This is a genomic window from Pelodictyon luteolum DSM 273 (assembly GCF_000012485.1).
In the GTDB taxonomy this organism is placed as follows: Bacteria; Bacteroidota; Chlorobiia; order Chlorobiales; family Chlorobiaceae; genus Chlorobium; species Chlorobium luteolum.
This window is the reverse complement of the sequence record NC_007512.1, coordinates 184,180-209,361: the sequence shown is the minus strand read 5'-3', so window position 1 is coordinate 209,361 and position 25,182 is coordinate 184,180. Positions and strand designations below refer to the sequence as shown.

Here is a 25,182-nt window from a genome sequence, read left to right as displayed (position 1 = left end):
GATTATGACCGCCGGGAACGCCCTTGGCGGCGGAACTTATGAACTTTAAGATAAAATTTTTTAGCCAATCCCCCTACTCCGCGCGGGGGGCTATTTTCGCCTTGACGGAGGCGGTCTTCTCTCCGAGACGGACCGCACGGTCACGCCGGTCGTCGATCCTCATGACAGTATAAACCCGCTTGCCGCCTCGGGTGAAGGAGTACTCGTGGAGCTGTTCGGCCAGACGGAACAGCATAGCCGCCGGACCCTCCACGGTCGTACCCATATCATGCAGCCGGTAGCTGCAGCCGCTGTCAGCAAGCAGCTCCTGCAGACCGGCTACGAATGCGCTGTGGCTGCCGTCTTTCTGGTCGAGCCGGATGACGGCGATATCCATGAGTGCCATGCTGCGCGATCCTGTTATCTGGGTTTACCTGAATACGGTCTCTTCACGACCGGGGCCTACGGAAATGAAGGTCACCGGCACCTCGAGTTCGCGCTCGAGGAACGCCACGTATTCGCGGGCCTCCGGACACATGCCCTCAAAGGTACGTGCGGCTGCGTTCGATGCCATCCATCCTTTGAGTGTGGTATAGACCGGCTGCACCGCTGAGAGGGTCTGGTGGTCGGTCGGGAAATCGCGGATCTCTTTGCCGTTGAGCATATAGGAGTTGCAGACCTTGATCTCCTCGAACCCGTCAAGTACGTCGAGCTTGGTGAGGGCCAGTTCGGTGATGCCGTTGACGGCGACCGAATAGCGCATGGCGACCAGATCAATCCAGCCGCATCGCCGCTTCCTTCCGGTCGTGGCGCCAAACTCATGGCCTACACGGCCGAGCATTTCGCCGGTAGCGTCATTCAGCTCGGTCGGGAAAGCGCCGTTGCCGACTCTCGTCATGTAGGCCTTGCAGACGCCGATGACTTTGCCGATATGATTGGGGGCGATGCCCGAACCGGTGCATGCGCCACCGGAGGTCGGACTGGAGGATGTGACATAGGGGTAGGTGCCGTGGTCTACGTCAAGCAGGCAGCCCTGAGCCCCTTCGAGGAGCACCGTCTTACCCTGGCGGAGCTGGCGGTTCAGATAGAGCTGGGTATTTGTGATGTAAGGATCCATGAGTTTGTCGAACTCCTCATACTCGCGGACCATTGACTCTACATCGATCTCATCGCCCTCATAGATGTTGCGGAACAATTTGTTCTTTTCAGCCAGGTTCTCGCGGAGCTTCTCCTGCAGGAGTCCCGGGCTGAGCAGGTCGACAACCCGGATGCCTTTGCGGGCGAACTTGTCTTCATAGCTCGGGCCGATGCCGCGGCCGGTGGTGCCGATCTTCTGGCCGCCCTGTGCGCTCTCATGCAGCGCATCGAGCCGCTTGTGGTATGGCATGATGAGGTGTGCGTTGTGGCTGATGAACAGCCGCCCCTTCACGGTGTAACCGAGCTCTTCGACCTTGGCGATCTCCTCAAGCAGAGCCACGGGATCGATCACCACGCCGTTGCCGATGACGCAGACACACTTTTCATTGAAGATGCCGGAGGGAATAAGGTGGAGGACGACGCTCTTGCCGTCGAAACAGATGGTGTGGCCCGCATTGGCGCCGCCCTGGTAGCGGACGACGATGTCATACTGGTCTGAGAGGTAATCGACAAGCTTGCCTTTGCCCTCGTCACCGAACTGGGTGCCGATGAGGACGGTTGCCGACTGCGAAGGAAGGGTGAATGGTTTTGATTCCACAACGATGGGTATTTACGGGATGTAGGGGCTCACTGGAACAACAACCTGTCAAGGTACCAAAATTATTGCTTTTTTTTGAAGCCTTCATTCCAGTGCACGCTTATGTTACTGTGACAGCAGAGTCAGAACCCGCTCCAGAGCTTTCACCTGAAAGATAGTGGTCGAAATGAGCCAGAAGCTCCTTTTTCCCCTTGCCGGATATTGACGAATAACTCACAATGAATTCTGCATTGAGGGCGCAGCTTGCCGTCACCCGTTTCGCTTTCGCCCGTTCTTTCTGGGTAAGCTTGTCGTCCTTGGTGAGCACGATGCCGTAAGGACGGTCGTGGTAGGCAAGGAACTCCATCATCTCACGGTCCGACTCCATGGCGGGATGGCGTGAATCGAGCAGAAGCACCACCAGCGCGATGGCCTGGCGCCCGCCCACATAGCCTGCAAGCAGACGGCCCCATGCGTCTTTTTCGGTATGGCTCACCGCCGCATAACCGTAGCCGGGAATGTCGACGAAGTAGAGGTCATCGTTGATAAGAAAGTAGTTGAGCAGCCGGGTCTTTCCCGGCGTGGAACTGGTTTTGGCAAGCCCCTTGCGCCCCGTCAGAGAATTGAGAAGCGAGGATTTGCCGACATTGGAGCGGCCGGCAAACACGATTTCAGGGACACGCTCATCAGGAAGGTCCTGGAGTGCAGAAACGCTTCGAATGAATGCAGCGTTGATAATCTTCATACAGCAAGTGGGAAGCAGGGAACAGGCGGGAAGTCCCAGTTAAAAAAGAAGCTAAAAACCTTGGGATAAAAACCCAAATGTTTAACTTTCACGAGGTTTTTGCCCTAGCACTGCCATCTTCAGGGAGCCCGCAAGCCACTTAACCACAACACCATATGCCGCTCGTCATATTCAACTCTCTCGGACGGGAGAAACAGCTGTTCGAACCCCTGCATCCCGGTGTTGTCGGCATCTACGTCTGCGGCCCCACGGTTTACGGACACGCCCATCTCGGCCATGCCAAGAGCTACGTCTCCTTCGACGTAGTCGTACGTTGGCTGCGGGAGAGCGGCTACCGGGTGAAGTACGTGCAGAACATCACCGATGTCGGCCATCTGTCGGATGATGCGGACGAGGGAGAAGACAAGATCGCCCGACAGGCAAGGCTCGAGAAAACCGATCCGATGGAGATCGCCCAGTTCTATACAAGAAGCTTCCTGGATGACATGGACCGGCTCGGAGTGCTCCGCCCGAACATCTCCCCTCTGGCAACCGGCCACATCCCCGAACAGATTGCACTCGTCGACAAGCTCGTAAAACGCGGCCATGCATACGAGGTCAACGGAAATGTCTACTTCTCCGTCGAGAGTTTCCCGGGATACGGCAAGCTGTCCGGGCGCACCGACCTTGATGCAGTGCAGTCGGGAGCCAGGGTCGGAGTACGCAGCGAAAAGCATAACCCATCTGACTTCGCACTCTGGAAAAAGGCAGAGGAGGGACACCTCATGCAGTGGGATTCCCCCTGGGGCATGGGCTACCCCGGATGGCACCTTGAGTGCTCGGCGATGTCGATGAAGTACCTCGGCGACACCATAGACATCCACGGCGGCGGCATGGAAAACCGCTTTCCCCACCACGAATGCGAAATCGCCCAGTCGGAGGCGGCGAACGAAAAGCCCTACGTCCGGTACTGGATGCACAACAACATGGTGACAGTGAACGGCACGAAAATGGGCAAATCACTGAAGAATGCCGTCAACCTGAAAGAAATCTTCAAAACCGTCGATCCGCTTGCAGTCCGGTTCTTCATTCTCCAATCGCACTACCGTTCGCCGCTGGACTATTCCGATACGGCGGTCGCAGGCTCAACGGCCGGGCTCCAGAAGCTGCGTGAAACCCGCCAGCGCCTCATTGAGGCAACTCCCGGCACAGGATTGCTTGATGCCGCACCATTCAGCCTGCGCTTCCGCGAAGCGATGGACGATGATTTCAACACTCCGGTGGCCATTGCCGCGCTGTTCGATTTCTCAAAGGCACTGAATACGGCGCTTGACCGGCCGGACGGCCTCAATGCCTCCTCGCTCGAAGCAGCCAGGGAACTCTTCAGCACAGCAGCTGTCACCGTTCTCGGAATCATGACGGAGGACGCTGAGGGGGGAATGCACGACGGAGGCCGGAGTGCGGAAACTCTTGACGAGGTGATGGGAGTCCTCATGGAGCTGCGCAGTGAAGCAAGAAAAAATAAGGATTTTGCAACAAGCGACCTTATCCGCGATCACCTGCTTGCGGCCGGCATCGAAATCAAGGACACCCGCGAAGGGGCATCCTGGTCGAAAACCCGTCACTGAGAAGCCCGCACCCTAAAGGTGCTCCTCGAACCCCTCCCGCCGCAGCAGGTGCACCGCCTCTCCGACCCGGTACGATGCCTCGCGACCGCATACCAGAAGAGCGTCGGGAGTATCGATGATGATGAGTTCACTCGCCCCGACAACAGCAACCACCTTGCCTCCGGGCTTTATTACGAAATTGTTCTCCGCCCCGACAGCGACAACACCCGGCACGCCGACCTCTCCAGAAAACACCGTCCGCTCTGTGATGAGCGCCGCAACTTCGTCCCAACTCCCGGGATCATGCCATCCAAACTCCCCCGTCAGAAGCACAATATCCCCGGTTTTTTCCATGATGGCCATATCAATGGATGCCGGATGACTCCATGAGTACAGTGCGGAGACCACCAGCTCTTCTTTTCTTGTTCCGATGGCATCGTGGACGCTGAGCATGTCGCGGTAGAGGTCGGGGAGACAGCGGCGATAAGCTTCGAAGAGCGTTTCGACATCGGCGGCGAAAATGCCGCTGTTCCAGTAGAAATCACGGCTCTCGAGAAATCGGATGGCGGTCGCCAGATCCGGCTTTTCGGCAAATATCCTTACGCGGTACAGCGTGACCCCCTTTCCTTCATCGCCTGCATCCGGCCGCTCCAGAACCTCTCCAGCCTGAATGTAGCCGTAGACGATCTCAGGTGATTTCGGCCTGATACCGATGGTGACAAGCGATTCCATCCTCCTTGCTTCGCCGATAGCCGCATGCAGTATGCCCTGAAACGCATCTTCATCAAGGATGACATGATCGGATGGCATGACGACCAGCACTCCGTCAGGATCCCGCTTCCTTACATGGGCAGCACCAAGAGCGATACAGGTGGCCGTACCCCTCGCATACGGCTCAACAATGATGTTTTCAGGATCGATGATGACACCCGACGCCAGAAGCATGTCACGGCCCCGCCCATCGGTAACGACCAGAACATGCTCCATCCTGGCAATACGGGCAGCACGGCGAATGGTGTTCTGTATCATGGGCCCGTCACCGAACAGGTCAAGAAAAGGTTTTAGCATGCCTGATCGGGACATCGGCCACAGCTCCCGTTCAGTTCCCCCGGCCATGATGAGTGAGTACACTCCGCTTTCAATCGATTTCCCCATGATGAACCGCCGTGTGCTTGTAAGGTTGCATGTTGCGGCCGGGGGGAGCGACCCTTTACCGAAAGGTACTGCATTACTCGCTTACGGCAATCAAAATCCGTTATCCTTTACTGTGTCGGGATTTTCTACCGCGATGTATACTGGATGTCGGAGTCAGAGCGGGCATGAATGGTCAAAGAGTAGCAGGGCAGGGCGGAAACAGGTTGAAAAATCAGCACAAACCCTTACTTTACCATGAAGCCAAAGGCTTCCCATGCACTCCGTTCACCTATCAATACCCCGATCATGGATCACGATTCCGAGGCCAGGCAAATGCTTGAATCACTGTGTGCCTCCCAGGGCATCGCGCTGGACCCTGCGCAGATCGACAAGCTTGTGTACTACGGAGAACTGCTCGGAGAGTGGAATATGAAAATCAACCTCATCAGCAGGAAGGAGGACGCCCCGGTTATCCTCAAGCACGTTTTTCATTCGCTCCTCATCAGCCTGCACCACCCGTTCACCGAAGGCGAAAAGGTGCTTGACCTTGGAACCGGCGGCGGACTGCCAGGCATTCCTCTGGCCATTGCCTTCCCGAAAACCGATTTTCTTCTGGTCGATGCCACAGGTAAAAAGATAACGGCATGCCAAGGCATGATCACTGCGCTCGGACTCAAGAACGCCACCGCCCTGCACTCCCGTGTCGAGGAACTCAAAGGGCTTGCATTCGACACCGTGCTCAGCCGCCAGGTAGCGCCGCTCGCAGACCTTGCACGCTACGCGCGTCCGCTCCTGAAAAAGGGTGGCATGCTGGCATGCCTGAAAGGGGGAAACCTGAAAAAGGAAATTGCCGAAGCACTGAGGGAGGGAGCGGAAACCGATGGCTTCCCTTCGAGCGTGGAACTGCATCCCATAGACGACATCAGTCCCTTTTTCTCCGAAAAGCAGATAGTCATTGCCGCCAGACAGTAATCTGCCGGGCAACAATGACCATCAATACTATACTGCTGCAGGAGAACCCTGCCGTTCAGCTTACTCTGCGGACTCGGGAGCCTTCGCCTCTTCCTGGGTCTCAGCCGGAGCTGATGGTACAGGAGCTACAGCAGGTGCGACGTCACCGGTGACCTTCTTTGATCCCTTTACACGCTTGGCACGATCCTGCTTTGCGGCCTTCGGTGCGGCGACAGGCGCCTCAGCAAAGTCAACAAGCTCGATCACCGCCATCTTCGCTGCATCGCCGAAACGGGGGCAGAGCTTGATGATGCGGGTATAACCGCCCGGACGGTCTCCGACCTTGGCCACAACCTCTCCGAAAAGGGTCTTGATGGCCTCTTTGTCGCGGATGTCCTTGAAGATTTCACGCTGTGCGTGCACGGTACCCTTGAGGGCCTTGGTGATGATCTTCTCTACGACTTTACGGGTCTCCTTGGCCTTCGCCTCCGTGGTCTCAATGCGCTTGTGGAGGATCAGCTGAGTCGACAGGCTGCTGAGCGTCGCTCTCCTGTGGGCAGCGGTTCTTCCGAGTTTTCTTGCCGGCTTGACTTTACGCATGACTGGTTCCTGATCTCAAAAATTCTTAAAAACGGTTAACTGTATTATCCCTTCATCTGGTAGCGGGTGATGTCCATGCCGAACTTGAGTTCGAACTTCTCCAGCTGTTCCTTCAGTTCAGTCAGCGACTTCTTGCCGAAGTTCTTGTAGTTGAGAAGCTCGTCCTCCTTCCGTGAAACCAGGTCACCGATGGTGTCGATCTCTGCAAGGCGGAGGCAGTTGTGCGAACGAACAGAAAGATCGAGATCCTCGATCTTGGTGTTCAAGAGACGGCGCATGGTCTCGAACTCGTCATCCTGCTGCTTGTACTCCTCCTCGGTGAACTCCTCCTCGGTCGGCGAGAAGTTGGCGAAGAAGGTCACATGCTCATTGATGATCCGGCCAGCAAGGCTGATGGAGTCATCGGGAGTGATGGAGCCGTCAGTCTCGACATCAAGCACCATTTTCTCGTAATCGGTCCGCTGTCCCACACGGGTGTTCTCAACGGCGAACTTCACATTGCGGATCGGGGTATAGATCGCATCAATTGCGATGTAACCGATCGGCATGCTGTCAGGACGGCTCTCTTCAGCAGGAGTGTAGCCGCGTCCGCGTCCGATGTAGACATCGATGTTCAGCGTGGATCCTTCGTTCACGGTAGCGATGTAAAGATCCTTGTTCAGCACCTCGAACTCACCTTCCTGCGCAACGATGTCACCGGCGGTGAAGTCTTTCGGGCCGACGATGCTGAGCGTGGTCTTGCAGCTTCTCTTGCAGGTTGACTTGAATCGGACCTTCTTCAGGTTGAGCACGATTTCCGGAACATCTTCGCGGACCCCTTCTATCGAAGAAAACTCATGGAATACACCATCCACCTTGATTCCGGTGATCGCAGTCCCGGGAAGGGAGGCAAGAAGCACACGTCTCATCATGTTGCCGAGCGTTACTCCATAACCGCGCTCGAGCGGCTGGGCAATGAAACGGCCGTACTGGTCAGTATGGGTAGCCTCGTCAACCTCTATTTTAGCAGGCATCTGCATCTGGTATATCATAGTCATTATACCTTAGAATTCATTAAAGTCACTTCGAATACAACTCAACGACCAACTGCTCGTTATAGGGTTCCTGAATATCAACACGCTCAGGGACGCTGAGGAAGACGGCTTTCTGGTTCGCCTTGTCGACCTGGATCCAGGCAGGAATCCTTGCATCTGGAGCCCTGTTCAGGGCATCGGTCACAGCATCCATATTTCTGCTCTTCTGGCGGAACTCGATAAGGTCGCCGGGAGAGACAAGGAAAGAAGGAATGTTTACCTTCCTGCCGTTGACAAGAAGATGGCTGTGCGAAACCAGCTGGCGAGCACCGGCACGCGAAGGGGCAAACCCTGCGCGGAAGACGACATTGTCAAGACGGCGCTCAATCAGTTTGACGAGGTTGTCACCAGTGACGCCCCTCTGGGATACTGCCTTCTTATAGTAGTTCCTGAACTGCTTTTCGAGGATGCCGTAGAGATACTTCATCTTCTGCTTCTCACGAAGCTGCAGTGCATATTCGGAGATTTTTCCCCTGCGGCCCTGACCATGCTGGCCGGGAGCGAACGGGCGTCTTTCAAGGTATTTCTCGGCTTTCGGCGAAAGCGCGACGCCAAGCCTGCGGGATACTTTAGTTATTGAACCTCTGAATCGTGCCATATCAATTGCTTCATTGAAATTCTATGAATGTGAAATATCAGACCCTTCTGCGCTTCGGGGGGCGGCAGCCGTTGTGCGGCAGCGGAGTGATGTCCTTGATCGAGCGAACCTCGAGACCTGCACCCTGCAGTGCACGGATGGCAGCATCGCGTCCGGCACCGGGCCCCTTGATGAAGACGTCGACATGGCGCATGCCGAGGTCGTAAGCTTCCTTGGCGGCACCCTCGGAGGTAACCTGCGAGGCGTAGGGAGTGTTTTTCTTCGATCCCCTGAAGCCGTTCTTGCCGGCGCTCGACCAGGAGACGGTATTGCCCTGCACGTCGGTGATGGTCACCATGATATTGTTGAACGACGCCTTGATGTGCACGACGCCCTCTGGAGTGACCTTAACCTTCTTCTTTTTCCTGCTGACTGTAGCCATGAGTTATAAACGCTTTAATCTCGAAGTTTGTAGTTCCTTGTATCCTGTTACTTCCTGGCCGCCTTCTTCTTGCCGGCAACCGTCTTGCGCTTACCTTTTCTGGTTCTGGCGTTGGTCTGCGTGTTCTGTCCGCGGACAGGCAGTGAACGGCGATGGCGGAGGCCACGATAGCAGCCGATATCCATCAGGCGCTTGATGGCGAGCTGCTGCTCACCACGGGCCTGACCCTCGACCTTGTACTCTTCGGCAACGAGTTCCCTGATCGCATGCGCCTCGGCATCGTTCAGGTCCGAAATCTTTCTGTCAGGTGCAATGCCGGCTCTTTTCAGAATGGTCTTTGCAGTTGTGTTCCCAATGCCATAGACATGAGTCAGTGCAATGACCGCATGCTTGTTTAACGGCAGATTTACCCCAGCTATCCTCATATTATCTTGTAAAGTTCTATTGATTGTACGCAGAAGATCAACCCTGGCGCTGCTTGTGGCTCGGATTCACTTTGCAGATGACAAACCTTTTGCCTTTGCGCTTGATGATGCGGCAGTGCTCACAGCGTTTTTTGATAGACGAATATACTTTCATAGTAGACCCCACATGCAAGAATTAAATCAACGAAAATGCAAAATCTGAAAAGGCATGTAATGTAACGAATAAAGATCAAATAATCAACAACACCAGGTCCAAATAATGCATTTATTTGTACCTGTAAGTGATGCGCCCTTTGCTGATGTCATAGGGCGAAATCTGCACCTTTACCTTGTCTCCGGGCAGAATCCTGATGTAATGCATCCGGATTTTGCCAGATACGTGCGCGAGCACTTCAAGGCTGTTTTCAAGCTTGACCTTGAACTGCGCATTAGGCAGCGCCTCAAGAATCACGCCTTCAATCTCAATTGCTTCTTCCTTGGCCACAGTAATAGCTCCTTTGTGCTCTAGTGTGTTGCCGTAGCGCTGTTACGGGAGAAATGAACCGGTCAGAATCTCTGCCGCTCCCTTCCGCACTACGATCGTGTGTTCAAAATGTGCCGACGGCCTGCCGTCTTCAGTGACTGCAACCCATCCGCCCCGCCTGGAAACCGCTCGGCGCGATCGCCCGAGTGCGATCATGGGCTCGATGGCGAGCGTCATCCCCTCGCGCAGCGTGACACCGGTGTTCGGGCGGCCGTAATTAGGAACTGCGGGATCTTCATGCAGTTCGCTGCCGATGCCGTGACCGACCATATTTTCAATAACGCTGTAACCGAAAGAGCGGGCATGCTGCTCAACGGCGGAGGAAATGTCGTGCAGGCGATTGCCCGCAACAGCCATCCGGATGCCGCACATGAGCGACTCCCTTGTCTCATCAACAAGCTGGCGTACCTCGTCGGAAACATCTCCAATAATGAATGTGCGTGCTGAATCGCCGTGATATCCGCCCTTCAGGGCACCGCAGTCGACTGAGACAATATCACCCTCTTTGATGACACGTTTCGGGCTCGGAATGCCGTGCACCACCTCTTCATTGATGGAAACGCAGAGCGTTGCCGGGTAGGGTGTGGCGTCCGGGTCACCTTTCGGCGCGTAGTGCAGAAAGCTTGGAACAGCGTCCTGGCTCCGGATGAACTCCTCGGCCATTTCGTCAAGCATCTTGGTGGTCATTCCAGCCCGAATCTCGGTCTCAAGCATATCAAGCGTCCTTGCGACGATAGCGCCGGACTCCCGCATCAACTCGATTTCACGTTCGCTTTTTATGGTGATCATTCCTGCGTCATCCTTTAGCGTGCCTGGCGGCCGCGGGTCTTGCCGGCTTTCATGAATCCGTCATAGTGGCGCATGAGCAGATGGCTTTCTACCTGCTGCAGGGTATCCAGACCGACACCGACGATGATGAGCAGGCTTGTTCCGCCGAAGAACTGAGCAAATCCGGGGGTAACATTGGCAAACTTCGTAAGGAACGTCGGCAGCACCGCGATGAGTGCAAGCGAGACAGCGCCGGGAAGGGTGATGCGTGTCAGGATATTGTCGATGAAGTCCGCCGTGCTCTTGCCGGGCCGGACACCCGGAATAAAGCCGCCCTGGCGGCGCATGGTATCTGCGACCTCCTTCGGGTTGAAGGCGATGGCCGTATAGAAATAGGTAAAGAAAACGATCATGGTGCCGAACATGAGTGCATACCACCATGAGTCATAGGCAAATATTGAAGCGACCGACTGCATGGCCTCACTGTCAGGGAAGAACGAAAGGAAAGTGCTTGGCAGGAACATGATGGACTGTGCAAAAATGATCGGCATGACGCCGGCGGTATTGATGCGCATCGGGATGTACTGGGTGCCTCCACCATATACTTTACGGCCAACCACCCTCTTGGCATGTTGGACGGGGACGCGGCGGGTGCCGACTGTCAGAAGGACGACAAATGCTACGATGGCCACCATCATGGCGAGAATGATGATCTCGATGATCCAGTTCTTGCTGCCGAGCGAGAGTGAACGGTACTCGTTGACGAGGGATGCAGGGAACCCGGCCAGAATGCCGATCATGATGATGAGCGAGATGCCGTTGCCGATGCCCTGTTCGGTAATGCGCTCGCCGAGCCACATCACGAAAACAGTGGAGGCGGTCAGGATGATGACGGCACTGAGGGAAAAGAAAAATCCGGGATCAGGCACTACGGAATGGCCGAACGAGGATGGGCTCGATAGACTGACGCTCACGCCCCATGCCTGGAGTGCAGCGATGAAGATGGTTCCAAGCCGGGTCATCTGGTTGATCTTCTGGCGGCCCTCTTCGCCCTCCTGCTGGAGCTTCTGAAAATAAGGGGTGACTGCGCCGAGCAGCTGAATGATGATCGATGCGGAAATGTAGGGCATGATGCCGAGCGAGAAAATCGATGCTCTGGCAAAAGCTCCGCCGACGAACAGATCGAACAGGCCGAAAAGGTCGTTGGCATGGGACGACGATGCGCCCGCTACGGCGGACGCATCGACACCCGGTATGGTGATATGGGAACCAAGCCTGTAGATGAACAGCAGGAGAAGCGTATAAAGGATCCTCTGACGGAGTTCAGGGATTTTGTTGATGTTCCTTATGCTTTCAGTGAGCTTCATAAGAGTCCTTTAATGCTGTCAGGGCTTTTGGTTTTTCTTGACTCTCTTGACCAGTTTGGTTTTCGGTTTCAGGAGGGCCTCTTCAACCGCAAGATCCCTGACGCGAGCCGCTTCCTCAAGGGTACGGACGGCAGTGACAGCCTCGCCGCCGGCAGCAGTGATTTTCGCCTCAGCCGACTTGCTGAACCCGTGAGCAGTTATTTTAACTGCAGCAGTGATCTCTCCGTTGCCGAGAACCTTGAAATAATCGGCATTGGAAGCGTGGCAGAGCACCTTGAGTTCGATGACGCCGAGCTCATTTTCAATAAGGCCCTGCTCGATCCAGCGGGTGATCTGGGAAAGGTTCACCGTTGTGACCGACTTTCTGTCGATAGGGGTGAAGCCGAACTTAGGAAGCCTGCGGTAGACAGGAATCTGACCACCCTCGTTAATCGGCCTCTTGTAGCCGCTTCTTGCCTGCTGGCCCTTGTTGCCTTTGCCGGCAGTGGTGCCGTTTCCGGAACCCTGGCCGCGGCCGACCCGCTTTTTATTTTTTACCGCGCCTTTTGCAGGACGAAGTGAACTTAAATCCATGATTTCAATTCCCGACTTACTATTAGTAAAAATCTCAGACTTCCTCGACCTTCACGAGGTGCTGGACGACACGAATCTGGCCCCTGGTGCAGGGATTGTCCTTCCGCTCGACCGTGTAATGCGGCCTGCCGAGCCCAAGCGCCTGAATGGTGGCTTTCTGTTTTTTCGTTCCACCGATGATGCTGCGCACCTGGGTGATTTTCAATTTTTTATCGCTCATGATCGCATTCACAGATTTTAGCTTTCAAATACCTCTTTGAGGCTCTTGGACCGTCTCTCGGCAACATCATTGGCATCAGAGATGCTCTTGAGTCCAAGGATCGCTGCTTTCACCACGTTGTGGGGATTGGAGGATCCGAGTGACTTGGTGAGCACATCACGGACACCGGCCATTTCCAGCACTGCCCTGACGGCGCCGCCTGCGATCAGCCCTGTACCCGGAGTCGCCGGCTTCATAAGCACTTTTGCCGAACCGTATTTTGCGACGATCTGGTGGGGAATGGTTCCCTTGATGATCGGCACCTTCACGACATTTTTCTTGCCGTCTTCGACGCCCTTTGCAATCGCGTCCTGTACTTCGTTAGCTTTGCCGAGGCCGTAACCGACATGACCTTCTTTATCGCCGACAACGACAATCGCATTGAAGCCGAACCGCTTTCCACCCTTCACGACCTTTGCGGTCCTGTTGATGTGGACAAGTTTCTCCTTCAGATTCAATTCGCCCGGCCTGATACCTTTAGCTGTTTTCGCCATTTATCGTTCTCATTGAGATGTTTAAAAGATCAGTCCTGCTTCCCGCGCACCATCGGCCAATGCCTTGATCCTGCCATGATAGCGGAACCCGTTCCTGTCAAATACTACGTTGGTGATTCCATTGGCAAGAGCCTTTTCGGCAATCTGCTTTCCAACCCTGTGGCAGACTTCCGTCTTTGAGCCTTTCAGCTCCTTGTTCTCTTTCGACATGCTGGAGACGGCCATGATGGTCTTCTTTCCGCTGTCGTCGATAAGCTGGGCGTAAATCTGGGAAAGGCTCCTGTAAACGCAAAGTCTGGGCTTTTCCTGGGTCCCTGCGACCGAGAACCTGCTTCTGTCCTTGATTTTCTGCCTCCGTGAGGCCTTGTCGATCTTGCTCATGCTTTTGAACCGTTGTATATGTTAATTCGCTGTTTAGCCGGCAGGACTTACTTGCCTGCTGCCTTGCCTTCCTTGCGGCGGATGATCTCGCCTTCGTACTTGATGCCCTTTCCACGGTAAGGTTCGGGCTTGCGGAATGAGCGGATCTTGGCGGCAACCTGTCCGACGAGAGCCTTGTCGATGCCGCTGATGAGCACCGTAACCTGATCGGGGGTCTCCATCTTAATGCCTTCCGGAGCCTTGAAATAGATCATGTGCGAGTAACCGAGCGTGAGGGCGAGCAGGTCGCTCTTCATCTCAGCACGGAAACCAACGCCGGCGATCTCCAGTTTCCTGGTGAACCCGGTGGTGACACCCTGAATCATGTTGCTGACAAGCATGCGGTAAAGACCATGCATAGCGCGGGCCCGTTTGCTGTCATTGATGCGCTGGACCAGCACCTTGCCATCCTCTTCAACAATCCTCACTTCTTCGACCATCGGCTGGTCGAGGACGCCCTTGGGGCCAGTGACCGTAATGATACCGCCCTTGACCTCGATCTTCGCCTCGTTGCCGATGGCAATGGGCATTTTTCCTATTCTTGACATGATATTCTCTTGCTTTCCGGCTTGTGGATTAATAGATACGGAACAGGATCTCGCCACCGACGCCCTGCTCTCTGGCCTCTTTGTCGGTAATCACACCCTTCGATGACGAGAGGATGTAGAGACCGAGACCGCCGAGATATTTCTTGATATCCTTGCCCTCGTAGGTACGCCGTCCGGGACGGCTTACCCTGGTGATCTCCTTGATGGACGGCTCACCTGAAGCGGTGTACTTCAGCTCGATGCGGATGAAAGGAAACTTCTCTGTGGTGATGACCGTGAAGTTCTTAATGTACCCTTTATCCTGGAGCAATTGCGAGATGTTCTCCCTGAGCTTGGAATACGGGATATCGGTCGTTTTGTTTTTTGCTCGTCCCGCATTTCTGATACGGGTGATATAATCTGCAATGGAGTCCGTTACAGGCATGACAAAGTTGGTTACTTTCGAAAATGGACAAATACCTTTTTTTATGGTAAGCCGCCGGTATTACCAGCTGGCCTTCTTTACACCGGGGATTTTCCCCTCAAGCGCTAACTTGCGGAACATGTGGCGGCAGAGCCCGAACTTCTCGTAGACGCCGCGGCCACGGCCGGTCAGCACGCAACGGTTGCGAACCCTGGTGGCTGAGCTGTCGCGGGGAAGCTTGCGCAGGGCCTCATAGTCGCCTGCTTTCAGCAGTTCCTCACGCTTGGCGGCATACTGTTCCACCAGCCTCTTCCTCTTCTCGTTTCGTGCAATTACGCTTTTCTTGGCCATCTCTCTTCCCTGGTTGTATGGTTAATTCTTCTTTTTAAACGGCATGCCAAGCTCGGCGAGCAGCACATAAGCCTCCTCATCGGTCTTCGCCGAAGTGACGAAGCTGATATCCATGCCGCAGATCTTCGGAATCTTGTCTATGTCGATTTCCGGGAAGATTATCTGCTCGCGGACACCGATGGTGTAGTTGCCGCGGCCATCAAAGCTGGTGTCGCTGAGACCACGGAAGTCGCGGATCCTCGGCACGGCCAGGCTGACAAAGCGGTCAAAGAATTCGTACATGGCCTTGCGACGGAGGGTGACGCGGCATCCGATGGCCTGTCCCTCGCGCAGTTTGAAGTTTGAAATTGCCTTCTTCGATTTGCGGATCTGGGGCTTCTGGCCGGTGATCTGTGCAAGTTCCTGTATCGCAGTCTCAAGAAGCTTCGGCTCGGAAGCGGCCTCACCGACGCCGATATTGATGGAGATTTTCTGGAGCCTCGGAATGTTCATGACATTCTTGTAGCCGAAACGCTCGGAGAGCGCTTTGGTGACTTTTTCCCTGTAGAGGGTTTCGAAGCGTGCCTTCGAGTTAGAAGGGATTGCCGTCTCTGTTTTCTGGGCCATTTACGGATGTTGTTTTACCGGGATGGTCTTGGTCATCCCGTCTTTGGTTGATATTCTCAGCTCTTCTTCACATTGGATGCATGGATCGGAAACTCACGCTCGATGATCGATCCCTGGGGATTGCTCTGAGTCGGGCGCATATGGCGCTTGCGGATGTTCACACCCTCGATGATCACACGGTTCTTGACAGGATAAACCCGCAGTACCTTTCCGCTTTTGCCCCTGTCATTGCCGCTGAGGACGACGACCATGTCGTTCTTCTTCACGTGCAGCTTGACTCTTTTCAGACCTGTTTTCATTGTATGCTAGTATGGTAATTATTCATGAATCATGAGCGGGAGACGAGACTCGAACTCGCGACCAACAGCTTGGAAGGCTGTGACTCTACCAACTGAGTTACTCCCGCCTGCTGCGCTCTAGAGTACTTCGGGCGCAAGTGAAACGATTTTCATATACCGCCGGTCGCGGAGCTCTCTGGCTACGGGTCCGAAAATACGGGTTCCCCTCGGCTCGCCCTGTGCGTTGAGGAGTACAACAGCATTCTCGTCGAAGCGGATGTAGGATCCGTCCTTGCGGCGCTGCTCTTTGACGCAGCGGACAACCACGGCCTTGCAAACCTCTTTTTTCTTGACGACCCCGCCCGGAACGGCAGCCTTCACCGAAACGATGACCTGGTCACCGAGGGAAGCGTACCTTCTTCCTGTTCCGCCGAACACATGAATGCAGCGTACTTTTTTCGCCCCGCTGTTATCTGCTACAACCAGATTGGTTTCTTTCTGGATCATCCTGTATCAAACTTTAATAAGTGTATGGATAAGAGTCTCTTACTTCGCCTTCTCGACGATTTCAACCAGACGGCAGCTCTTGCGCTTGCTCAGCGGGCGGCACTCTACGACTTTGACAAGATCGCCCATTCCGGCTTCATTCTTTTCGTCGTGTGCCATGAGCCTGGTGGTCTTCTTGAAATACTTCTTGTAGACAGGATGCTGCACCCTGCGCTCTACGGCAACGATGATGGCCTTGTCCATGCTGTCGCTAACGACCTTTCCGGTCCAGCTCTTTTTCCTGCCTCTTGCTGCTGCCTGCCCTTCTGTTGAGCTGCTGGCCATGTTCTTCTCTCCCATGTAAGTAAACTGTTATTTTTATGTTGCCCTGCTCAGCCCTTCAGGGGCTCTGCCGCCTGCAGCTGATGAAGACGGGTTTTCATACGGGCAATCTCCCTGCGGGAGTTGCGGAAAACCATAGGATTCTGCGGCTGTTCGATGACCTTGTAGAAATTGATGTCGGCGAGTCGATCCTCAAGCTCGGCAATCCGCTCCACAAGCTCTTTCTCGTTCATTGCCGCTATTTCGTGCTTTTTCATAGTATTGACGCTCTTGCTTGATGATTCTCTTTATGCTTCGTAGTCAGGACGGACGATGAAACGGGTCTTGATCGGAAGCTTCTTGGCGGCAAGGCGGAACGCCTCGGTGGCGACCTCCATCGGCACGCCGTCTGCCTCGAACATGATTCTGCCGGGCTTTACGACGGCCACCCAGAACTCGGGAGAACCTTTACCCGAACCCATGCGGGTTTCAGCTGCTTTCTTGGAAACCGGCTTGTCGGGGAAAATCCTGATCCAGATCTTTCCGTCTCGCTTCATGTACCGGTTCATTGCCACACGGGCTGCCTCAATCTGACGGCTGGTGATCCATGCCGGCTCAATGGCTTTCAGGCCAAACGAACCGAAAGCAACGGATGTTCCCCGTCCGGCATTGCCTTTCATGCGGCCGCGCTGCGTCTTTCTGTATTTAACTCTCTTTGGCATTAACATACCGGCAACTCCATCTGTTTTCTAATTGTGTTGTACTGGTTCGTTCAGCCCCTGTCATTGGGACGGCGACGGCGCTTCTGGCTGCGATCATTGCGTGAACGCGGACCTGAATCGCTGCGGCGCTCCTTGATCCTCTTCATCTCTTCCTCTTCAATGGCGTCGATGCGCTGGTTCAGGACTTCGCCTTTATAGACCCAGACCTTGATGCCGATGGTGCCGGCGATGGTGTGGGCGGTGACGCTTGCATAGTCAACGTTGGCACGGATCGTGTGGAGCGGAATCTTACCCTCTTTATACTGCTCTGCACGGGCGATTTCAGCACCGCCGAGACGGCCTGCACAACGGATCCTGACACCTTCTGCGCCTGCGCGCATAGCCTGCTGGATCGCCATCTTCATGGCACGACGGAACGACACGCGGTTCTCAAGCTGGTAGGCGATGCTTTCACCGATCAGCTGTGATTCGATTTCAGGCTTCACAACCTCCACGACATCGATCTTCACCTCTTTGCCGGTGATGCGACCGAGTTCCTGTGAAAGGTTGTTGATCTCCTCACCCTTGCGTCCAACGACGGCGCCCGGGCGGGCAGCGTAGATATTGATCTTGATATGCTTTGTCGTACGCTCGATGATGATGCGGGCAATGCCGGCTTTCTCACGCTTCAGACGGGTCTGCACGTAATTGCGTATGACATGGTCCTCCTTGATCTTCCCTGAGATCACAGGACTGTCATCATACCAACGCGAAGTCCAGTCCTTGATGATGCCGAGCCTGAATCCAGTAGGATTGACTTTCTGACCCAATGTTCTCTCCTTCTAAGTTATTTAGTTTCTGGATTCTTGACCTTGTCCACAATGATGGTCAAGTGGTTTGACCGCTTGCGGACCCTATATGCGCGTCCCATCGGAGCGGGAAGCATTCTCTTCAGCGTGGCGCCTTCATCGACGAACACCGACTTGACGAAAAGCTCCTGATCGCCAACGCGTTCGTCAGGGTTGAGCTGCGCGTAGTTGGCCACTGCAGACTTCAGGGTCTGGAGCGCGTTGCGCGATGCCGCCTTCGTTGAGTTCAGCAGGATGGCCTTTGCCTGATCAACGGCCTTGCCGCGGACGAGGCCCGCAACCAGACGCATTTTCCTTGGCGATGTCGGCGTATGCCGTAAAATTGCTTTAGCTTGCATGATGGTGTCTTTACCCTTTCGCGTTAATGCTGTTTATTTTCTCTTCGGAGCCGAACCGCCCTTTTCAGCCTTGCCACCTGCATGGCCGCGAAAGGTCCTTGTCGGGGCAAACTCTCCAAGCTTGTGACCGACCATGTTGTCACTGACATAGACAGGAACATGGGTTTTGCCGTTATGGACAGCAATCGTGTGGCCGACGAAGTCAGGGGAGATCATCGTGCTCCTCGACCAGGTCTTCAGGACCTTTTTTTCACTTCTGCTGTTCATGTCAAGGATCCGCTTTTCCAGCTTAATATCGATGAACGGGCCCTTCTTAAGTGATCTTGGCATTGTTTCTCTGCTTGAAGTTTTTTCCTCTATCGTTTATTTGGCATTCCTGCCGCGCACGATCAGTTTCTGTGATGCTTTCTTCTTGTTCCTGGTCTTCAGACCCTTGGCAAGCTGGCCCCACGGGGACTTCGGGTGCTTGCGTCCGCCGCCTGACTTCGACCTACCTTCACCGCCGCCCATCGGATGGTCGACCGGGTTCATGGCCATACCTCTGGTCTGAGGACGGATGCCGAGCCAGCGGCTTCTGCCTGCCTTGCCGAGAACAAGATTCTCGTGGTCAGCATTGCCAACTACACCGATGGTAGCACGACATTCAACACGGACCTTGCGGATTTCGCCGGAAGGCAGCTTCAGGGTGACATAGTCGCCTTCACGGGCGGCGAGCACTGCAAAGCGCCAGCCGAACGGACGATCTGTCCACCTTTTCCGCACGCATCTCAATATTGTGTATGTCGGTGCCGAGAGGGATGTTCTTCAGGGGCATGGTATTGCCTGCCCTGATTTCAACCTTCTCTCCGCTCTCGATTACATCACCAACACCAAGACCCTTCGGGGCGAGAATATAACGCTTTTCTCCGTCATTGTAATGCAATAATGCAATTCGTGATGAGCGGTTCGGGTCGTATTCGATCGATGCAACGGTAGCGGGGATGCCGTCCTTGTTGCGCTTGAAATCGATGATCCTGTAGTGGCGCTTATGTCCGCCGCCGCGATGGCGTGAAGTCTTACGACCAGCTGCGTTGCGTCCACCCGATTTCTTGAGGGGGACAAGCAGGCTCTTTTCCGGCTCGCTCTTGGTGATTTCATCGAATGCCGGGTACGACATGAAGCGTGACCCAGGCGTGACCGGCGCTAATTTCCTAATAGCCATTGTGAATTATGATCTATCCTTTAAAAGTAAATTCTATCCTTCGCCCTTCGGAGCCGCTCCGGAGTAATAATCAATCGACTGGCCCTCGCGAAGGGTTACGATCGCCTTTTTCCAGTCGTTCTTCTTGCCGGCGATGAGCCCTTTGCGGGTGTACTGGCGACGGGACTTTCCAAGGCAGTTCACCGTGCGGACGCTCTTGACCTCCACGCCAAACTTCTCCTCTACCGCCATCCTGATATCAATCTTATCGGCATCCAGCTTGACCTGGAAAACATACTGCCCTTTCTGCTCGGTGAGCCCGGTGCTTTTCTCGGTCAGCCAGGGGCGCAACAACGGGTTTTTCATTCTCTTCACTCCTTTTTGCTGGAAACAGCGGTTACCCTAAAGTCTCTTCTAATTTCTTCAATGCGGTCTTCTGGAACAGCACGGTATGGCTGTTGAGAATGTCGTAGGTCGAAGCCTTCTCGGCAGTCATGATGTTGAGCGCCTCGATGTTGCGGCCCGAACGTGCGATGACCATGTTGTAGTCCGGGGTCAGCATAAGGATCTTCTTTGCATCAAGCCCCAGATTCCTCAGCATGTCGGCAACCGGCTTCGTCTTGATCTCTGCGAGAGCGAAGTCCTCGACGATGAGGATCCTGCCTTCCTGCGCCTTGGCGCTGAAGGCTGAACGGCGTGCAAGCTGCTTGACCTTGCGGTTGACCTTCTGGTCATAGCCATGAGGGGTAGGGCCGAAAATAGTACCGCCGCCGATCATCAGGGGAGAACGGGTCGATCCCTGACGGGCGTTGCCGGTTCCCTTCTGGCGATAGGGCTTGCGTCCGCCGCCCCGTACTTCTGCGCGGGTCTTCGACTTATGCGTACCCTGCCTTTTGTTCGCGAGGATCGACTTGACGTCGAGCCAGATCGCATGCTCGGATACTTCAGCGCCGAATATATCGTCACGGAGCGTAACCACTTCCCCGGTTTCAGCACCGGCAGTATTTAAGACTTTAAGTTCCATAGCTTCGCGCTCTCAGCATTTACTTTTTTATAGATACAATCTTGACATAGGAGTTTTTCGGTCCGGGGACAGAACCCTTCACCATGATCAGGTTCGACTCAGCCATGATCTTCACGACCTGGAGGTTCCTGACGGTGACGTTGTCGCTGCCCATGCGGCCGCCCATCCTGGTACCCTTGAAGGTGCGGGATGGATCGCTTGATCCGCCGACCGAACCCGGTGCGCGGAGCCTATCGGACTGGCCGTGGGTCCGTGAGCCGCCGCCAAAGTTGTGGCGCTTCACGACACCGGCGAATCCCTTGCCCTTCGAAACGCCGAGAACGTTGACGATCTCGCCTTCCTTGAAGGACTCGACACTGACGGGGCTTCCTGCAGCGAGCTCGACATCGAACATGGATGCATCAAACTCTGCCATCATGTAGCCGGGGGTAACCCCCGCCTTCTTGTAATGGCCGAGCATCGGCTTGGTCACTTTATGCTCTTTCCTCTCTCCGATACCAATCTGAACCGCATCGTAGCCATCCTTCTCCGCGTTCTTGACCTGCGTCACGAAGCACGGTCCTGCCTGGATGATTGTGCAGGGCACAGCTTCGCGTTTATCATTATATAAACGGGTCATGCCGATTTTCTTTCCAAGAATCGCACCCATATCAATAGCTTTTCTAATTCTTTAAGACTTGATTTCTACATCTACACCGCTCGGAAGCTCAAGCTTCATAAGCATATCAATGGTTCTGGAAGTCGGGTTGATGATCTCGATCAGCCTCTTGTGGGATGCGAACGAGAACTGCTCCCTGGACTTTTTGTCGACATGGGGAGACCGGTTTACGGTATACACATGCGATTTCGTCGGCAGCGGTATGGGACCAAAGATGATGGCATCAGTCTGTTTGACCACATCAATAATCCTTAAAGCCCATTTGTCAACCAGGCTATGGTCGTAGGACTTGAGCTTGATCCTTATCTTTTGCTGTACAGCCACTTGTCAACCCTGTTTCGTGTTATCAATAAAAAGGGGCGGGGGTTTTTCATCCCGCCCCGGGACGCCATACAAACTGCCTTATTCGCTGATCTTGGTTACCGAACCTGCGCCGACCGTACGGCCGCCTTCGCGGATAGCGAAGCGGAGGCCTTCGTCCATGGCGATAGGAGCGATGAGCTCGACATCAACAGAAAGGTTGTCGCCGGGCATAACCATCTCAACACCCTCAGGAAGAGTCACCGCACCGGTAACATCTGTGGTACGGAAGTAGAACTGCGGGCGGTAGTTGGTGAAGAACGGGGTGTGACGGCCGCCTTCCTCTTTTTTCAGGATGTAGACCTCAGCCTTGAACTTGGTGTGCGGCTTGATGGTGCCGGGCTTGGCAATAACCATACCGCGCTCGAGTTCGGTTTTGTCCACACCGCGGAGCAGAAGACCGGCATTGTCACCAGCCTGACCTTCGTCAAGAAGCTTCTGGAACATCTCGATGCCGGTAACGACCGACTTGCGGGTGTCCTTGATACCGACGATCTCTACCTCTTCGTTGATTTTGATGCGGCCACGCTCGATCCTGCCGGTACCGACGGTACCACGGCCGGAAATAGAGAACACATCTTCGACAGGCATCAGGAACGGTTTGTCTACGTCGCGGACAGGCTCGGGGATGTAGTTATCGACTGCGTCCATAAGCTCAAGGATAGCTTTCTCGCCTTCCGGATCGCCTTCGAGTGCCTTGAGGGCGGAACCCTTGATGATCGGGATGTCATCTCCGGGGAAGCCGTACTCGGTGAGGAGCTCACGAAGCTCCATCTCGACGAGCTCGAGGAGTTCGGGGTCAGCGATGTCGACCTTGTTGAGGAACACGACAAGCGCAGGCACGTTCACCTGACGGGCAAGAAGGATGTGCTCGCGGGTCTGGGGCATCGGGCCGTCAGTACCGGCAACCACGAGGATCGCGCCGTCCATCTGGGCAGCACCGGTGATCATGTTCTTGATATAGTCAGCGTGGCCGGGACAGTCGATGTGCGCATAGTGGCGCTTTTCGGTCTGGTACTCGACGTGGGCGGTGGAAATGGTGATACCGCGCTCGCGCTCTTCAGGAGCTTTGTCGATGTCGCCGAATGCACGGGACTCTGCAAAACCTTTCTTCGAAAGAACCGAGGTGATTGCTGCGGTCAGCGTGGTCTTTCCATGATCAACGTGGCCAATGGTACCGATATTGACATGGGGTTTATCCCTCTTGTAGGACTCTTTTGCCATAACGTATCTCCGGTCTTATTCTATTTGTTGATTGTAGTAGTTGAAACTTATTTCCTGCTCTTAATAATCGTCCTTGGTAACCCTCTTGTCCTGCAGCGCATCGGCGATGTTCTTCGGGACTTCACGGTAGCTCTCGAACTCCATCGAGTAGTTGGCACGTCCCTGAGTCATTGAACGAAGGTCGGTCGAGTACCCGAACATTGCAGAGAGCGGAACCTTTGCATGAACAAACTGCGCACCGGCCCTCTGACCCATGCCCTCAATATGTCCGCGGCGGCTTGAAAGGTCACCCATCACGTCGCCCAGGTACTCTTCAGGTGTAACTACCTCAACCTTCATGATCGGCTCGAGCAGGACCGGCGAAGCTTTTCTTGCGCCGCCCTTGAAACCGATGGAACCGGCAATCTTGAACGCCATTTCCGAGGAGTCGACATCATGGTACTTACCGTCGTAGAGGGTAACCTTGATATCCTGCATCGGGTAACCGGCAACGACGCCGTCTTTCATCGCCTGCTGGATACCGGCGTTGACTGCCGGGATGTACTCGCGGGGAATCACGCCGCCCTTGACGGCATCGACGAACTCATAACCCTTACCCTCCTCAAGAGGCTCTACGGTAAGATTGACGAGACCAAACTGGCCTTTACCGCCCGACTGACGGACGAATTTACCTTCAAAATCAACTTTCGCGCGGATGGTCTCGCGGTATGCGACCTGCGGCTGTCCGACGTTGGCCTCGACCTTGAACTCGCGCTTCAACCTGTCAACCAGGATCTCAAGGTGGAGTTCACCCATTCCTGCAATCAGCGTCTGGCCTGTTTCATCATCGGTCTTCACGCGGAAGGTAGGATCTTCCTCAGCGAGCTTTGCCAGCGACATGCCAAGCTTGTCGGAGTCTGCCTTGGTCTTCGGCTCAATGGCGATCTGGATAACCGGCTCAGGGAAAACCATCTTTTCAAGGACAACCGGATTGTTTTCGTCGCAGAGCGTGTCGCCGGTGCGGACCTCTTTCAGTCCTACAGCGGCAGCGATGTCGCCTGCGTAGACGCAATCAATATCCTCGCGCTTGTTGGAGTGCATCTGCAGCACACGGCCGATGCGCTCCTTCTTTCCTGTAATTGAATTCAGGACATAGCTTCCCGCCTTCAGGGTGCCGGAGTAGACACGGAAGAAGGTCAGCTTGCCGACGAACGGATCGGTTGCGATCTTGAAGGCGAGGCCGGCAAACGGCTCATCGTCGTTCGGATGACGCACAACCGGCTCTTCGGTACGGGGGTGGTGCCCTTCGACCTCACCGTCATCAAGCGGAGAGGCAAGGTAGTCGACCACGGCATCGAGCATGAACTGCACGCCCTTGTTTTTGAAGGACGAGCCGCAGAGGACCGGAATGATGGAGACTTTGAGGGTCGCCTGGCGGAGCACCTTGCGGATCTCCATCTCGGTGATGTCCTCGCCGTTCAGATATTTTTCAAGCAGGCTTTCGTCAACCTCGGACACTGCTTCGAGCATGTTGATGCGCCAGGTGCGGGCTTCGTTCTCGAGATCATGAGGGATTGCAACCTCTTCATAGGTGCTGCCGTCTTCTTTGTCGTAGATGATGCCCTTCATACGGATAAGATCGACGAATCCGGCAAAGATCTCGCCTTCACCAATCGGGATCTGGATCGGTACAGGGTTGGCGCTGAGACGCTCCTTGATGGATTTTACGGTATCAAAGAAGTCGGCGCCGGTGCGATCCATCTTATTGACATAAGCAACCCTCGGAACACCGTACTTGTTGGCCTGACGCCAGACCGTCTCGGACTGGGGCTCGACGCCGCCGACCGCGCAGAACAGCGCAACTGCGCCATCAAGAACGCGGAGCGAGCGCTCAACCTCAACCGTGAAGTCGACGTGGCCCGGGGTATCGATAATATTGATGCGGTGCTTCTCACCCTCGTAGTTGCCGAACTTGGGAGCCCAGAAACAGGTGGTCGCCGCAGAGGTGATCGTGATGCCGCGCTCTTTCTCCTGATCCATCCAGTCCATCGTCGCGCCGCCATCATGCACCTCGCCCATACGGTGCAGACGCCCCGTATAGTAAAGGATCCGCTCGGTAGTCGTGGTCTTGCCGGCATCGATGTGGGCCATGATGCCGATATTGCGAACCTTGTCTAATGCAACCTGCCTGGTCATAACAAAAATTTAGTCTATTGATACCTGTCG

Annotated in this window: 37 protein-coding genes, 1 tRNA gene and 1 pseudogene; 2 read left to right on the top strand and 37 right to left on the bottom strand. The window is 54.9% G+C overall.

The features are described 5' to 3' along the window. Window positions 1-73: 73 nt before the first annotated feature. From PLUT_RS01125 to yihA, 3 genes are all read right to left on the bottom strand, one after another. Window positions 74-385: an MTH1187 family thiamine-binding protein gene (locus tag PLUT_RS01125; RefSeq protein WP_011356977.1), complete on the bottom strand. Its 312-nt coding sequence runs from the start codon at window positions 383-385 to the stop codon at window positions 74-76. 24 nt (window positions 386-409) lie between these two features. Beyond that, on the bottom strand, window positions 410-1,714 hold the full coding sequence (locus PLUT_RS01120; protein ID WP_011356976.1) for an adenylosuccinate synthase: 1,305 nt from the start codon (window positions 1,712-1,714) through the stop codon (window positions 410-412). A 100-nt stretch (window positions 1,715-1,814) separates the two neighbouring features. Next, window positions 1,815-2,438 (bottom strand): ribosome biogenesis GTP-binding protein YihA/YsxC, encoded by a 624-nt coding sequence (yihA, locus tag PLUT_RS01115; protein WP_011356975.1) that lies wholly within the window; start codon window positions 2,436-2,438, stop codon window positions 1,815-1,817. 155 nt (window positions 2,439-2,593) lie between these two features. Between yihA and cysS the strand changes: the two genes are divergently transcribed. After that, window positions 2,594-4,045: a cysteine--tRNA ligase gene (gene cysS / locus PLUT_RS01110; protein WP_011356974.1), complete on the top strand. Its 1,452-nt coding sequence runs from the start codon at window positions 2,594-2,596 to the stop codon at window positions 4,043-4,045. A gap of 12 nt (window positions 4,046-4,057) precedes the next feature. Here cysS and PLUT_RS01105 read toward each other — a convergent pair whose 3' ends face one another. Then, window positions 4,058-5,140, bottom strand: coding sequence for a mannose-1-phosphate guanylyltransferase (locus PLUT_RS01105; RefSeq protein ID WP_275245738.1), 1,083 nt, complete (start codon window positions 5,138-5,140; stop codon window positions 4,058-4,060). A 324-nt stretch (window positions 5,141-5,464) separates the two neighbouring features. Here PLUT_RS01105 and rsmG point away from each other — a divergent pair, with 324 nt between their 5' ends. After that, window positions 5,465-6,130, top strand: a complete 666-nt coding sequence (gene rsmG, locus PLUT_RS01100) for a 16S rRNA (guanine(527)-N(7))-methyltransferase RsmG (RefSeq protein WP_041463973.1) — start codon at window positions 5,465-5,467, stop codon at window positions 6,128-6,130. Between the two features lie 60 nt (window positions 6,131-6,190). On the opposite strand, the gene rplQ is transcribed toward rsmG, so the two are convergent. The 33 genes and pseudogenes from rplQ to fusA all read right to left on the bottom strand — a co-directional run bounded on the left by rplQ (window position 6,191) and on the right by fusA (window position 25,152). Then, a complete protein-coding gene (gene rplQ / locus PLUT_RS01095; RefSeq protein ID WP_011356971.1) occupies window positions 6,191-6,709 on the bottom strand; it encodes a 50S ribosomal protein L17 in 519 nt (172 codons plus the stop codon). 44 nt (window positions 6,710-6,753) lie between these two features. Then, a complete protein-coding gene (locus PLUT_RS01090) occupies window positions 6,754-7,740 on the bottom strand; it encodes a DNA-directed RNA polymerase subunit alpha (protein ID WP_011356970.1) in 987 nt (328 codons plus the stop codon). Between the two features lie 28 nt (window positions 7,741-7,768). Continuing rightward, complete coding sequence (gene rpsD / locus PLUT_RS01085) at window positions 7,769-8,380, bottom strand: 30S ribosomal protein S4 (RefSeq protein ID WP_011356969.1); 612 nt, start codon at window positions 8,378-8,380, stop codon at window positions 7,769-7,771. Window positions 8,381-8,417: 37 nt separating this feature from the next. Continuing rightward, complete coding sequence (gene rpsK, locus PLUT_RS01080) at window positions 8,418-8,801, bottom strand: 30S ribosomal protein S11 (protein ID WP_011356968.1); 384 nt, start codon at window positions 8,799-8,801, stop codon at window positions 8,418-8,420. Between the two features lie 47 nt (window positions 8,802-8,848). Further along, window positions 8,849-9,226 (bottom strand): 30S ribosomal protein S13, encoded by a 378-nt coding sequence (rpsM, locus tag PLUT_RS01075; protein ID WP_011356967.1) that lies wholly within the window; start codon window positions 9,224-9,226, stop codon window positions 8,849-8,851. Between the two features lie 37 nt (window positions 9,227-9,263). Continuing rightward, window positions 9,264-9,380: a 50S ribosomal protein L36 gene (gene rpmJ, locus PLUT_RS01070; RefSeq protein WP_011889520.1), complete on the bottom strand. Its 117-nt coding sequence runs from the start codon at window positions 9,378-9,380 to the stop codon at window positions 9,264-9,266. Between the two features lie 111 nt (window positions 9,381-9,491). Continuing rightward, window positions 9,492-9,710, bottom strand: a complete 219-nt coding sequence (infA, locus tag PLUT_RS01065; RefSeq protein WP_006366573.1) for a translation initiation factor IF-1 — start codon at window positions 9,708-9,710, stop codon at window positions 9,492-9,494. Window positions 9,711-9,752: 42 nt separating this feature from the next. Further along, a complete protein-coding gene (gene map, locus PLUT_RS01060) occupies window positions 9,753-10,538 on the bottom strand; it encodes a type I methionyl aminopeptidase (protein ID WP_011356966.1) in 786 nt (261 codons plus the stop codon). A 14-nt stretch (window positions 10,539-10,552) separates the two neighbouring features. Then, the gene (gene secY, locus PLUT_RS01055; RefSeq protein ID WP_011356965.1) at window positions 10,553-11,884 is read right to left on the bottom strand and encodes a preprotein translocase subunit SecY; all 1,332 of its coding nucleotides are present in this window, start codon (window positions 11,882-11,884) and stop codon (window positions 10,553-10,555) included. 18 nt (window positions 11,885-11,902) lie between these two features. Then, window positions 11,903-12,457 carry a 50S ribosomal protein L15 gene (gene rplO, locus PLUT_RS01050; protein WP_011356964.1) on the bottom strand — a complete coding sequence of 185 codons (555 nt, stop codon included), beginning with the start codon at window positions 12,455-12,457 and terminating at the stop codon, window positions 11,903-11,905. A gap of 34 nt (window positions 12,458-12,491) precedes the next feature. Further along, entirely contained in the window at window positions 12,492-12,677 is a 186-nt protein-coding gene (gene rpmD, locus PLUT_RS01045) for a 50S ribosomal protein L30 (protein ID WP_011356963.1), read from the bottom strand. Between the two features lie 17 nt (window positions 12,678-12,694). Next, window positions 12,695-13,210 (bottom strand): 30S ribosomal protein S5, encoded by a 516-nt coding sequence (gene rpsE, locus PLUT_RS01040; RefSeq protein WP_011356962.1) that lies wholly within the window; start codon window positions 13,208-13,210, stop codon window positions 12,695-12,697. 21 nt (window positions 13,211-13,231) lie between these two features. After that, entirely contained in the window at window positions 13,232-13,591 is a 360-nt protein-coding gene (rplR, locus tag PLUT_RS01035; protein WP_011356961.1) for a 50S ribosomal protein L18, read from the bottom strand. Between the two features lie 47 nt (window positions 13,592-13,638). Continuing rightward, the gene (gene rplF / locus PLUT_RS01030) at window positions 13,639-14,178 is read right to left on the bottom strand and encodes a 50S ribosomal protein L6 (protein WP_011356960.1); all 540 of its coding nucleotides are present in this window, start codon (window positions 14,176-14,178) and stop codon (window positions 13,639-13,641) included. Window positions 14,179-14,206: 28 nt separating this feature from the next. Beyond that, on the bottom strand, window positions 14,207-14,602 hold the full coding sequence (rpsH, locus tag PLUT_RS01025; RefSeq protein ID WP_011356959.1) for a 30S ribosomal protein S8: 396 nt from the start codon (window positions 14,600-14,602) through the stop codon (window positions 14,207-14,209). 60 nt (window positions 14,603-14,662) lie between these two features. Next, on the bottom strand, window positions 14,663-14,932 hold the full coding sequence (rpsN, locus tag PLUT_RS01020) for a 30S ribosomal protein S14 (RefSeq protein WP_011356958.1): 270 nt from the start codon (window positions 14,930-14,932) through the stop codon (window positions 14,663-14,665). Between the two features lie 21 nt (window positions 14,933-14,953). Then, window positions 14,954-15,538 (bottom strand): 50S ribosomal protein L5, encoded by a 585-nt coding sequence (rplE, locus tag PLUT_RS01015; RefSeq protein ID WP_011356957.1) that lies wholly within the window; start codon window positions 15,536-15,538, stop codon window positions 14,954-14,956. Between the two features lie 56 nt (window positions 15,539-15,594). Continuing rightward, a complete protein-coding gene (gene rplX, locus PLUT_RS01010; RefSeq protein ID WP_011356956.1) occupies window positions 15,595-15,837 on the bottom strand; it encodes a 50S ribosomal protein L24 in 243 nt (80 codons plus the stop codon). A gap of 34 nt (window positions 15,838-15,871) precedes the next feature. After that, window positions 15,872-15,944: transfer RNA gene (locus PLUT_RS01005), tRNA-Gly, on the bottom strand. Between the two features lie 10 nt (window positions 15,945-15,954). Continuing rightward, window positions 15,955-16,323 carry a 50S ribosomal protein L14 gene (rplN, locus tag PLUT_RS01000; protein WP_011356955.1) on the bottom strand — a complete coding sequence of 123 codons (369 nt, stop codon included), beginning with the start codon at window positions 16,321-16,323 and terminating at the stop codon, window positions 15,955-15,957. 39 nt (window positions 16,324-16,362) lie between these two features. Beyond that, complete coding sequence (gene rpsQ / locus PLUT_RS00995; RefSeq protein ID WP_011356954.1) at window positions 16,363-16,647, bottom strand: 30S ribosomal protein S17; 285 nt, start codon at window positions 16,645-16,647, stop codon at window positions 16,363-16,365. A gap of 47 nt (window positions 16,648-16,694) precedes the next feature. Then, window positions 16,695-16,901 (bottom strand): 50S ribosomal protein L29, encoded by a 207-nt coding sequence (gene rpmC / locus PLUT_RS00990; protein WP_011356953.1) that lies wholly within the window; start codon window positions 16,899-16,901, stop codon window positions 16,695-16,697. Between the two features lie 30 nt (window positions 16,902-16,931). Beyond that, window positions 16,932-17,351, bottom strand: a complete 420-nt coding sequence (gene rplP / locus PLUT_RS00985; protein WP_011356952.1) for a 50S ribosomal protein L16 — start codon at window positions 17,349-17,351, stop codon at window positions 16,932-16,934. A 44-nt stretch (window positions 17,352-17,395) separates the two neighbouring features. Then, window positions 17,396-18,154, bottom strand: a complete 759-nt coding sequence (gene rpsC, locus PLUT_RS00980; RefSeq protein WP_011356951.1) for a 30S ribosomal protein S3 — start codon at window positions 18,152-18,154, stop codon at window positions 17,396-17,398. Window positions 18,155-18,171: 17 nt separating this feature from the next. Continuing rightward, a complete protein-coding gene (gene rplV, locus PLUT_RS00975) occupies window positions 18,172-18,531 on the bottom strand; it encodes a 50S ribosomal protein L22 (RefSeq protein WP_011356950.1) in 360 nt (119 codons plus the stop codon). A gap of 33 nt (window positions 18,532-18,564) precedes the next feature. Then, a complete protein-coding gene (gene rpsS, locus PLUT_RS00970) occupies window positions 18,565-18,861 on the bottom strand; it encodes a 30S ribosomal protein S19 (RefSeq protein WP_011356949.1) in 297 nt (98 codons plus the stop codon). Window positions 18,862-18,894: 33 nt separating this feature from the next. Continuing rightward, window positions 18,895-19,732, bottom strand: a pseudogene (gene rplB, locus PLUT_RS00965) (50S ribosomal protein L2). A 33-nt stretch (window positions 19,733-19,765) separates the two neighbouring features. Continuing rightward, window positions 19,766-20,077, bottom strand: coding sequence for a 50S ribosomal protein L23 (gene rplW / locus PLUT_RS00960; protein ID WP_011356948.1), 312 nt, complete (start codon window positions 20,075-20,077; stop codon window positions 19,766-19,768). Between the two features lie 31 nt (window positions 20,078-20,108). After that, window positions 20,109-20,735, bottom strand: coding sequence for a 50S ribosomal protein L4 (rplD, locus tag PLUT_RS00955; RefSeq protein WP_011356947.1), 627 nt, complete (start codon window positions 20,733-20,735; stop codon window positions 20,109-20,111). 19 nt (window positions 20,736-20,754) lie between these two features. Continuing rightward, a complete protein-coding gene (gene rplC / locus PLUT_RS00950) occupies window positions 20,755-21,384 on the bottom strand; it encodes a 50S ribosomal protein L3 (RefSeq protein WP_011356946.1) in 630 nt (209 codons plus the stop codon). A gap of 21 nt (window positions 21,385-21,405) precedes the next feature. Next, entirely contained in the window at window positions 21,406-21,717 is a 312-nt protein-coding gene (rpsJ, locus tag PLUT_RS00945) for a 30S ribosomal protein S10 (protein ID WP_011356945.1), read from the bottom strand. A gap of 78 nt (window positions 21,718-21,795) precedes the next feature. Then, window positions 21,796-22,977 carry an elongation factor Tu gene (gene tuf, locus PLUT_RS00940; RefSeq protein WP_011356944.1) on the bottom strand — a complete coding sequence of 394 codons (1,182 nt, stop codon included), beginning with the start codon at window positions 22,975-22,977 and terminating at the stop codon, window positions 21,796-21,798. A gap of 60 nt (window positions 22,978-23,037) precedes the next feature. Then, the gene (gene fusA, locus PLUT_RS00935) at window positions 23,038-25,152 is read right to left on the bottom strand and encodes an elongation factor G (protein ID WP_011356943.1); all 2,115 of its coding nucleotides are present in this window, start codon (window positions 25,150-25,152) and stop codon (window positions 23,038-23,040) included. Between the last annotated feature and the right edge of the window lie 30 nt (window positions 25,153-25,182).

What these genes read in the sequence shown, in the direction of transcription:
- PLUT_RS01125 (WP_011356977.1), bottom strand. Translation starts at nt 385, where the DNA reads ATGGCACTCATGGATATCGCCGTCATCCGGCTCGACCAGAAAGACGGC.
- yihA (WP_011356975.1), bottom strand. Translation starts at nt 2,438, where the DNA reads ATGAAGATTATCAACGCTGCATTCATTCGAAGCGTTTCTGCACTCCAG.
- cysS (WP_011356974.1), top strand. Translation starts at nt 2,594, where the DNA reads ATGCCGCTCGTCATATTCAACTCTCTCGGACGGGAGAAACAGCTGTTC.
- PLUT_RS01105 (WP_275245738.1), bottom strand. Translation starts at nt 5,140, where the DNA reads ATGGCCGGGGGAACTGAACGGGAGCTGTGGCCGATGTCCCGATCAGGC.
- rsmG (WP_041463973.1), top strand. Translation starts at nt 5,465, where the DNA reads ATGGATCACGATTCCGAGGCCAGGCAAATGCTTGAATCACTGTGTGCC.
- rplQ (WP_011356971.1), bottom strand. Translation starts at nt 6,709, where the DNA reads ATGCGTAAAGTCAAGCCGGCAAGAAAACTCGGAAGAACCGCTGCCCAC.
- PLUT_RS01090 (WP_011356970.1), bottom strand. Translation starts at nt 7,740, where the DNA reads ATGATATACCAGATGCAGATGCCTGCTAAAATAGAGGTTGACGAGGCT.
- rpsD (WP_011356969.1), bottom strand. Translation starts at nt 8,380, where the DNA reads ATGGCACGATTCAGAGGTTCAATAACTAAAGTATCCCGCAGGCTTGGC.
- rpsK (WP_011356968.1), bottom strand. Translation starts at nt 8,801, where the DNA reads ATGGCTACAGTCAGCAGGAAAAAGAAGAAGGTTAAGGTCACTCCAGAG.
- rpsM (WP_011356967.1), bottom strand. Translation starts at nt 9,226, where the DNA reads ATGAGGATAGCTGGGGTAAATCTGCCGTTAAACAAGCATGCGGTCATT.
- rpmJ (WP_011889520.1), bottom strand. Translation starts at nt 9,380, where the DNA reads ATGAAAGTATATTCGTCTATCAAAAAACGCTGTGAGCACTGCCGCATC.
- map (WP_011356966.1), bottom strand. Translation starts at nt 10,538, where the DNA reads ATGATCACCATAAAAAGCGAACGTGAAATCGAGTTGATGCGGGAGTCC.
- secY (WP_011356965.1), bottom strand. Translation starts at nt 11,884, where the DNA reads ATGAAGCTCACTGAAAGCATAAGGAACATCAACAAAATCCCTGAACTC.
- rplO (WP_011356964.1), bottom strand. Translation starts at nt 12,457, where the DNA reads ATGGATTTAAGTTCACTTCGTCCTGCAAAAGGCGCGGTAAAAAATAAA.
- rpmD (WP_011356963.1), bottom strand. Translation starts at nt 12,677, where the DNA reads ATGAGCGATAAAAAATTGAAAATCACCCAGGTGCGCAGCATCATCGGT.
- rpsE (WP_011356962.1), bottom strand. Translation starts at nt 13,210, where the DNA reads ATGGCGAAAACAGCTAAAGGTATCAGGCCGGGCGAATTGAATCTGAAG.
- rplR (WP_011356961.1), bottom strand. Translation starts at nt 13,591, where the DNA reads ATGAGCAAGATCGACAAGGCCTCACGGAGGCAGAAAATCAAGGACAGA.
- rplF (WP_011356960.1), bottom strand. Translation starts at nt 14,178, where the DNA reads ATGTCAAGAATAGGAAAAATGCCCATTGCCATCGGCAACGAGGCGAAG.
- rpsH (WP_011356959.1), bottom strand. Translation starts at nt 14,602, where the DNA reads ATGCCTGTAACGGACTCCATTGCAGATTATATCACCCGTATCAGAAAT.
- rpsN (WP_011356958.1), bottom strand. Translation starts at nt 14,932, where the DNA reads ATGGCCAAGAAAAGCGTAATTGCACGAAACGAGAAGAGGAAGAGGCTG.
- rplE (WP_011356957.1), bottom strand. Translation starts at nt 15,538, where the DNA reads ATGGCCCAGAAAACAGAGACGGCAATCCCTTCTAACTCGAAGGCACGC.
- rplX (WP_011356956.1), bottom strand. Translation starts at nt 15,837, where the DNA reads ATGAAAACAGGTCTGAAAAGAGTCAAGCTGCACGTGAAGAAGAACGAC.
- rplN (WP_011356955.1), bottom strand. Translation starts at nt 16,323, where the DNA reads ATGATCCAGAAAGAAACCAATCTGGTTGTAGCAGATAACAGCGGGGCG.
- rpsQ (WP_011356954.1), bottom strand. Translation starts at nt 16,647, where the DNA reads ATGGCCAGCAGCTCAACAGAAGGGCAGGCAGCAGCAAGAGGCAGGAAA.
- rpmC (WP_011356953.1), bottom strand. Translation starts at nt 16,901, where the DNA reads ATGAAAAAGCACGAAATAGCGGCAATGAACGAGAAAGAGCTTGTGGAG.
- rplP (WP_011356952.1), bottom strand. Translation starts at nt 17,351, where the DNA reads ATGTTAATGCCAAAGAGAGTTAAATACAGAAAGACGCAGCGCGGCCGC.
- rplV (WP_011356950.1), bottom strand. Translation starts at nt 18,531, where the DNA reads ATGCAAGCTAAAGCAATTTTACGGCATACGCCGACATCGCCAAGGAAA.
- rpsS (WP_011356949.1), bottom strand. Translation starts at nt 18,861, where the DNA reads ATGCCAAGATCACTTAAGAAGGGCCCGTTCATCGATATTAAGCTGGAA.
- rplW (WP_011356948.1), bottom strand. Translation starts at nt 20,077, where the DNA reads ATGAAAAACCCGTTGTTGCGCCCCTGGCTGACCGAGAAAAGCACCGGG.
- rplD (WP_011356947.1), bottom strand. Translation starts at nt 20,735, where the DNA reads ATGGAACTTAAAGTCTTAAATACTGCCGGTGCTGAAACCGGGGAAGTG.
- rplC (WP_011356946.1), bottom strand. Translation starts at nt 21,384, where the DNA reads ATGGGTGCGATTCTTGGAAAGAAAATCGGCATGACCCGTTTATATAAT.
- tuf (WP_011356944.1), bottom strand. Translation starts at nt 22,977, where the DNA reads ATGGCAAAAGAGTCCTACAAGAGGGATAAACCCCATGTCAATATCGGT.
- fusA (WP_011356943.1), bottom strand. Translation starts at nt 25,152, where the DNA reads ATGACCAGGCAGGTTGCATTAGACAAGGTTCGCAATATCGGCATCATG.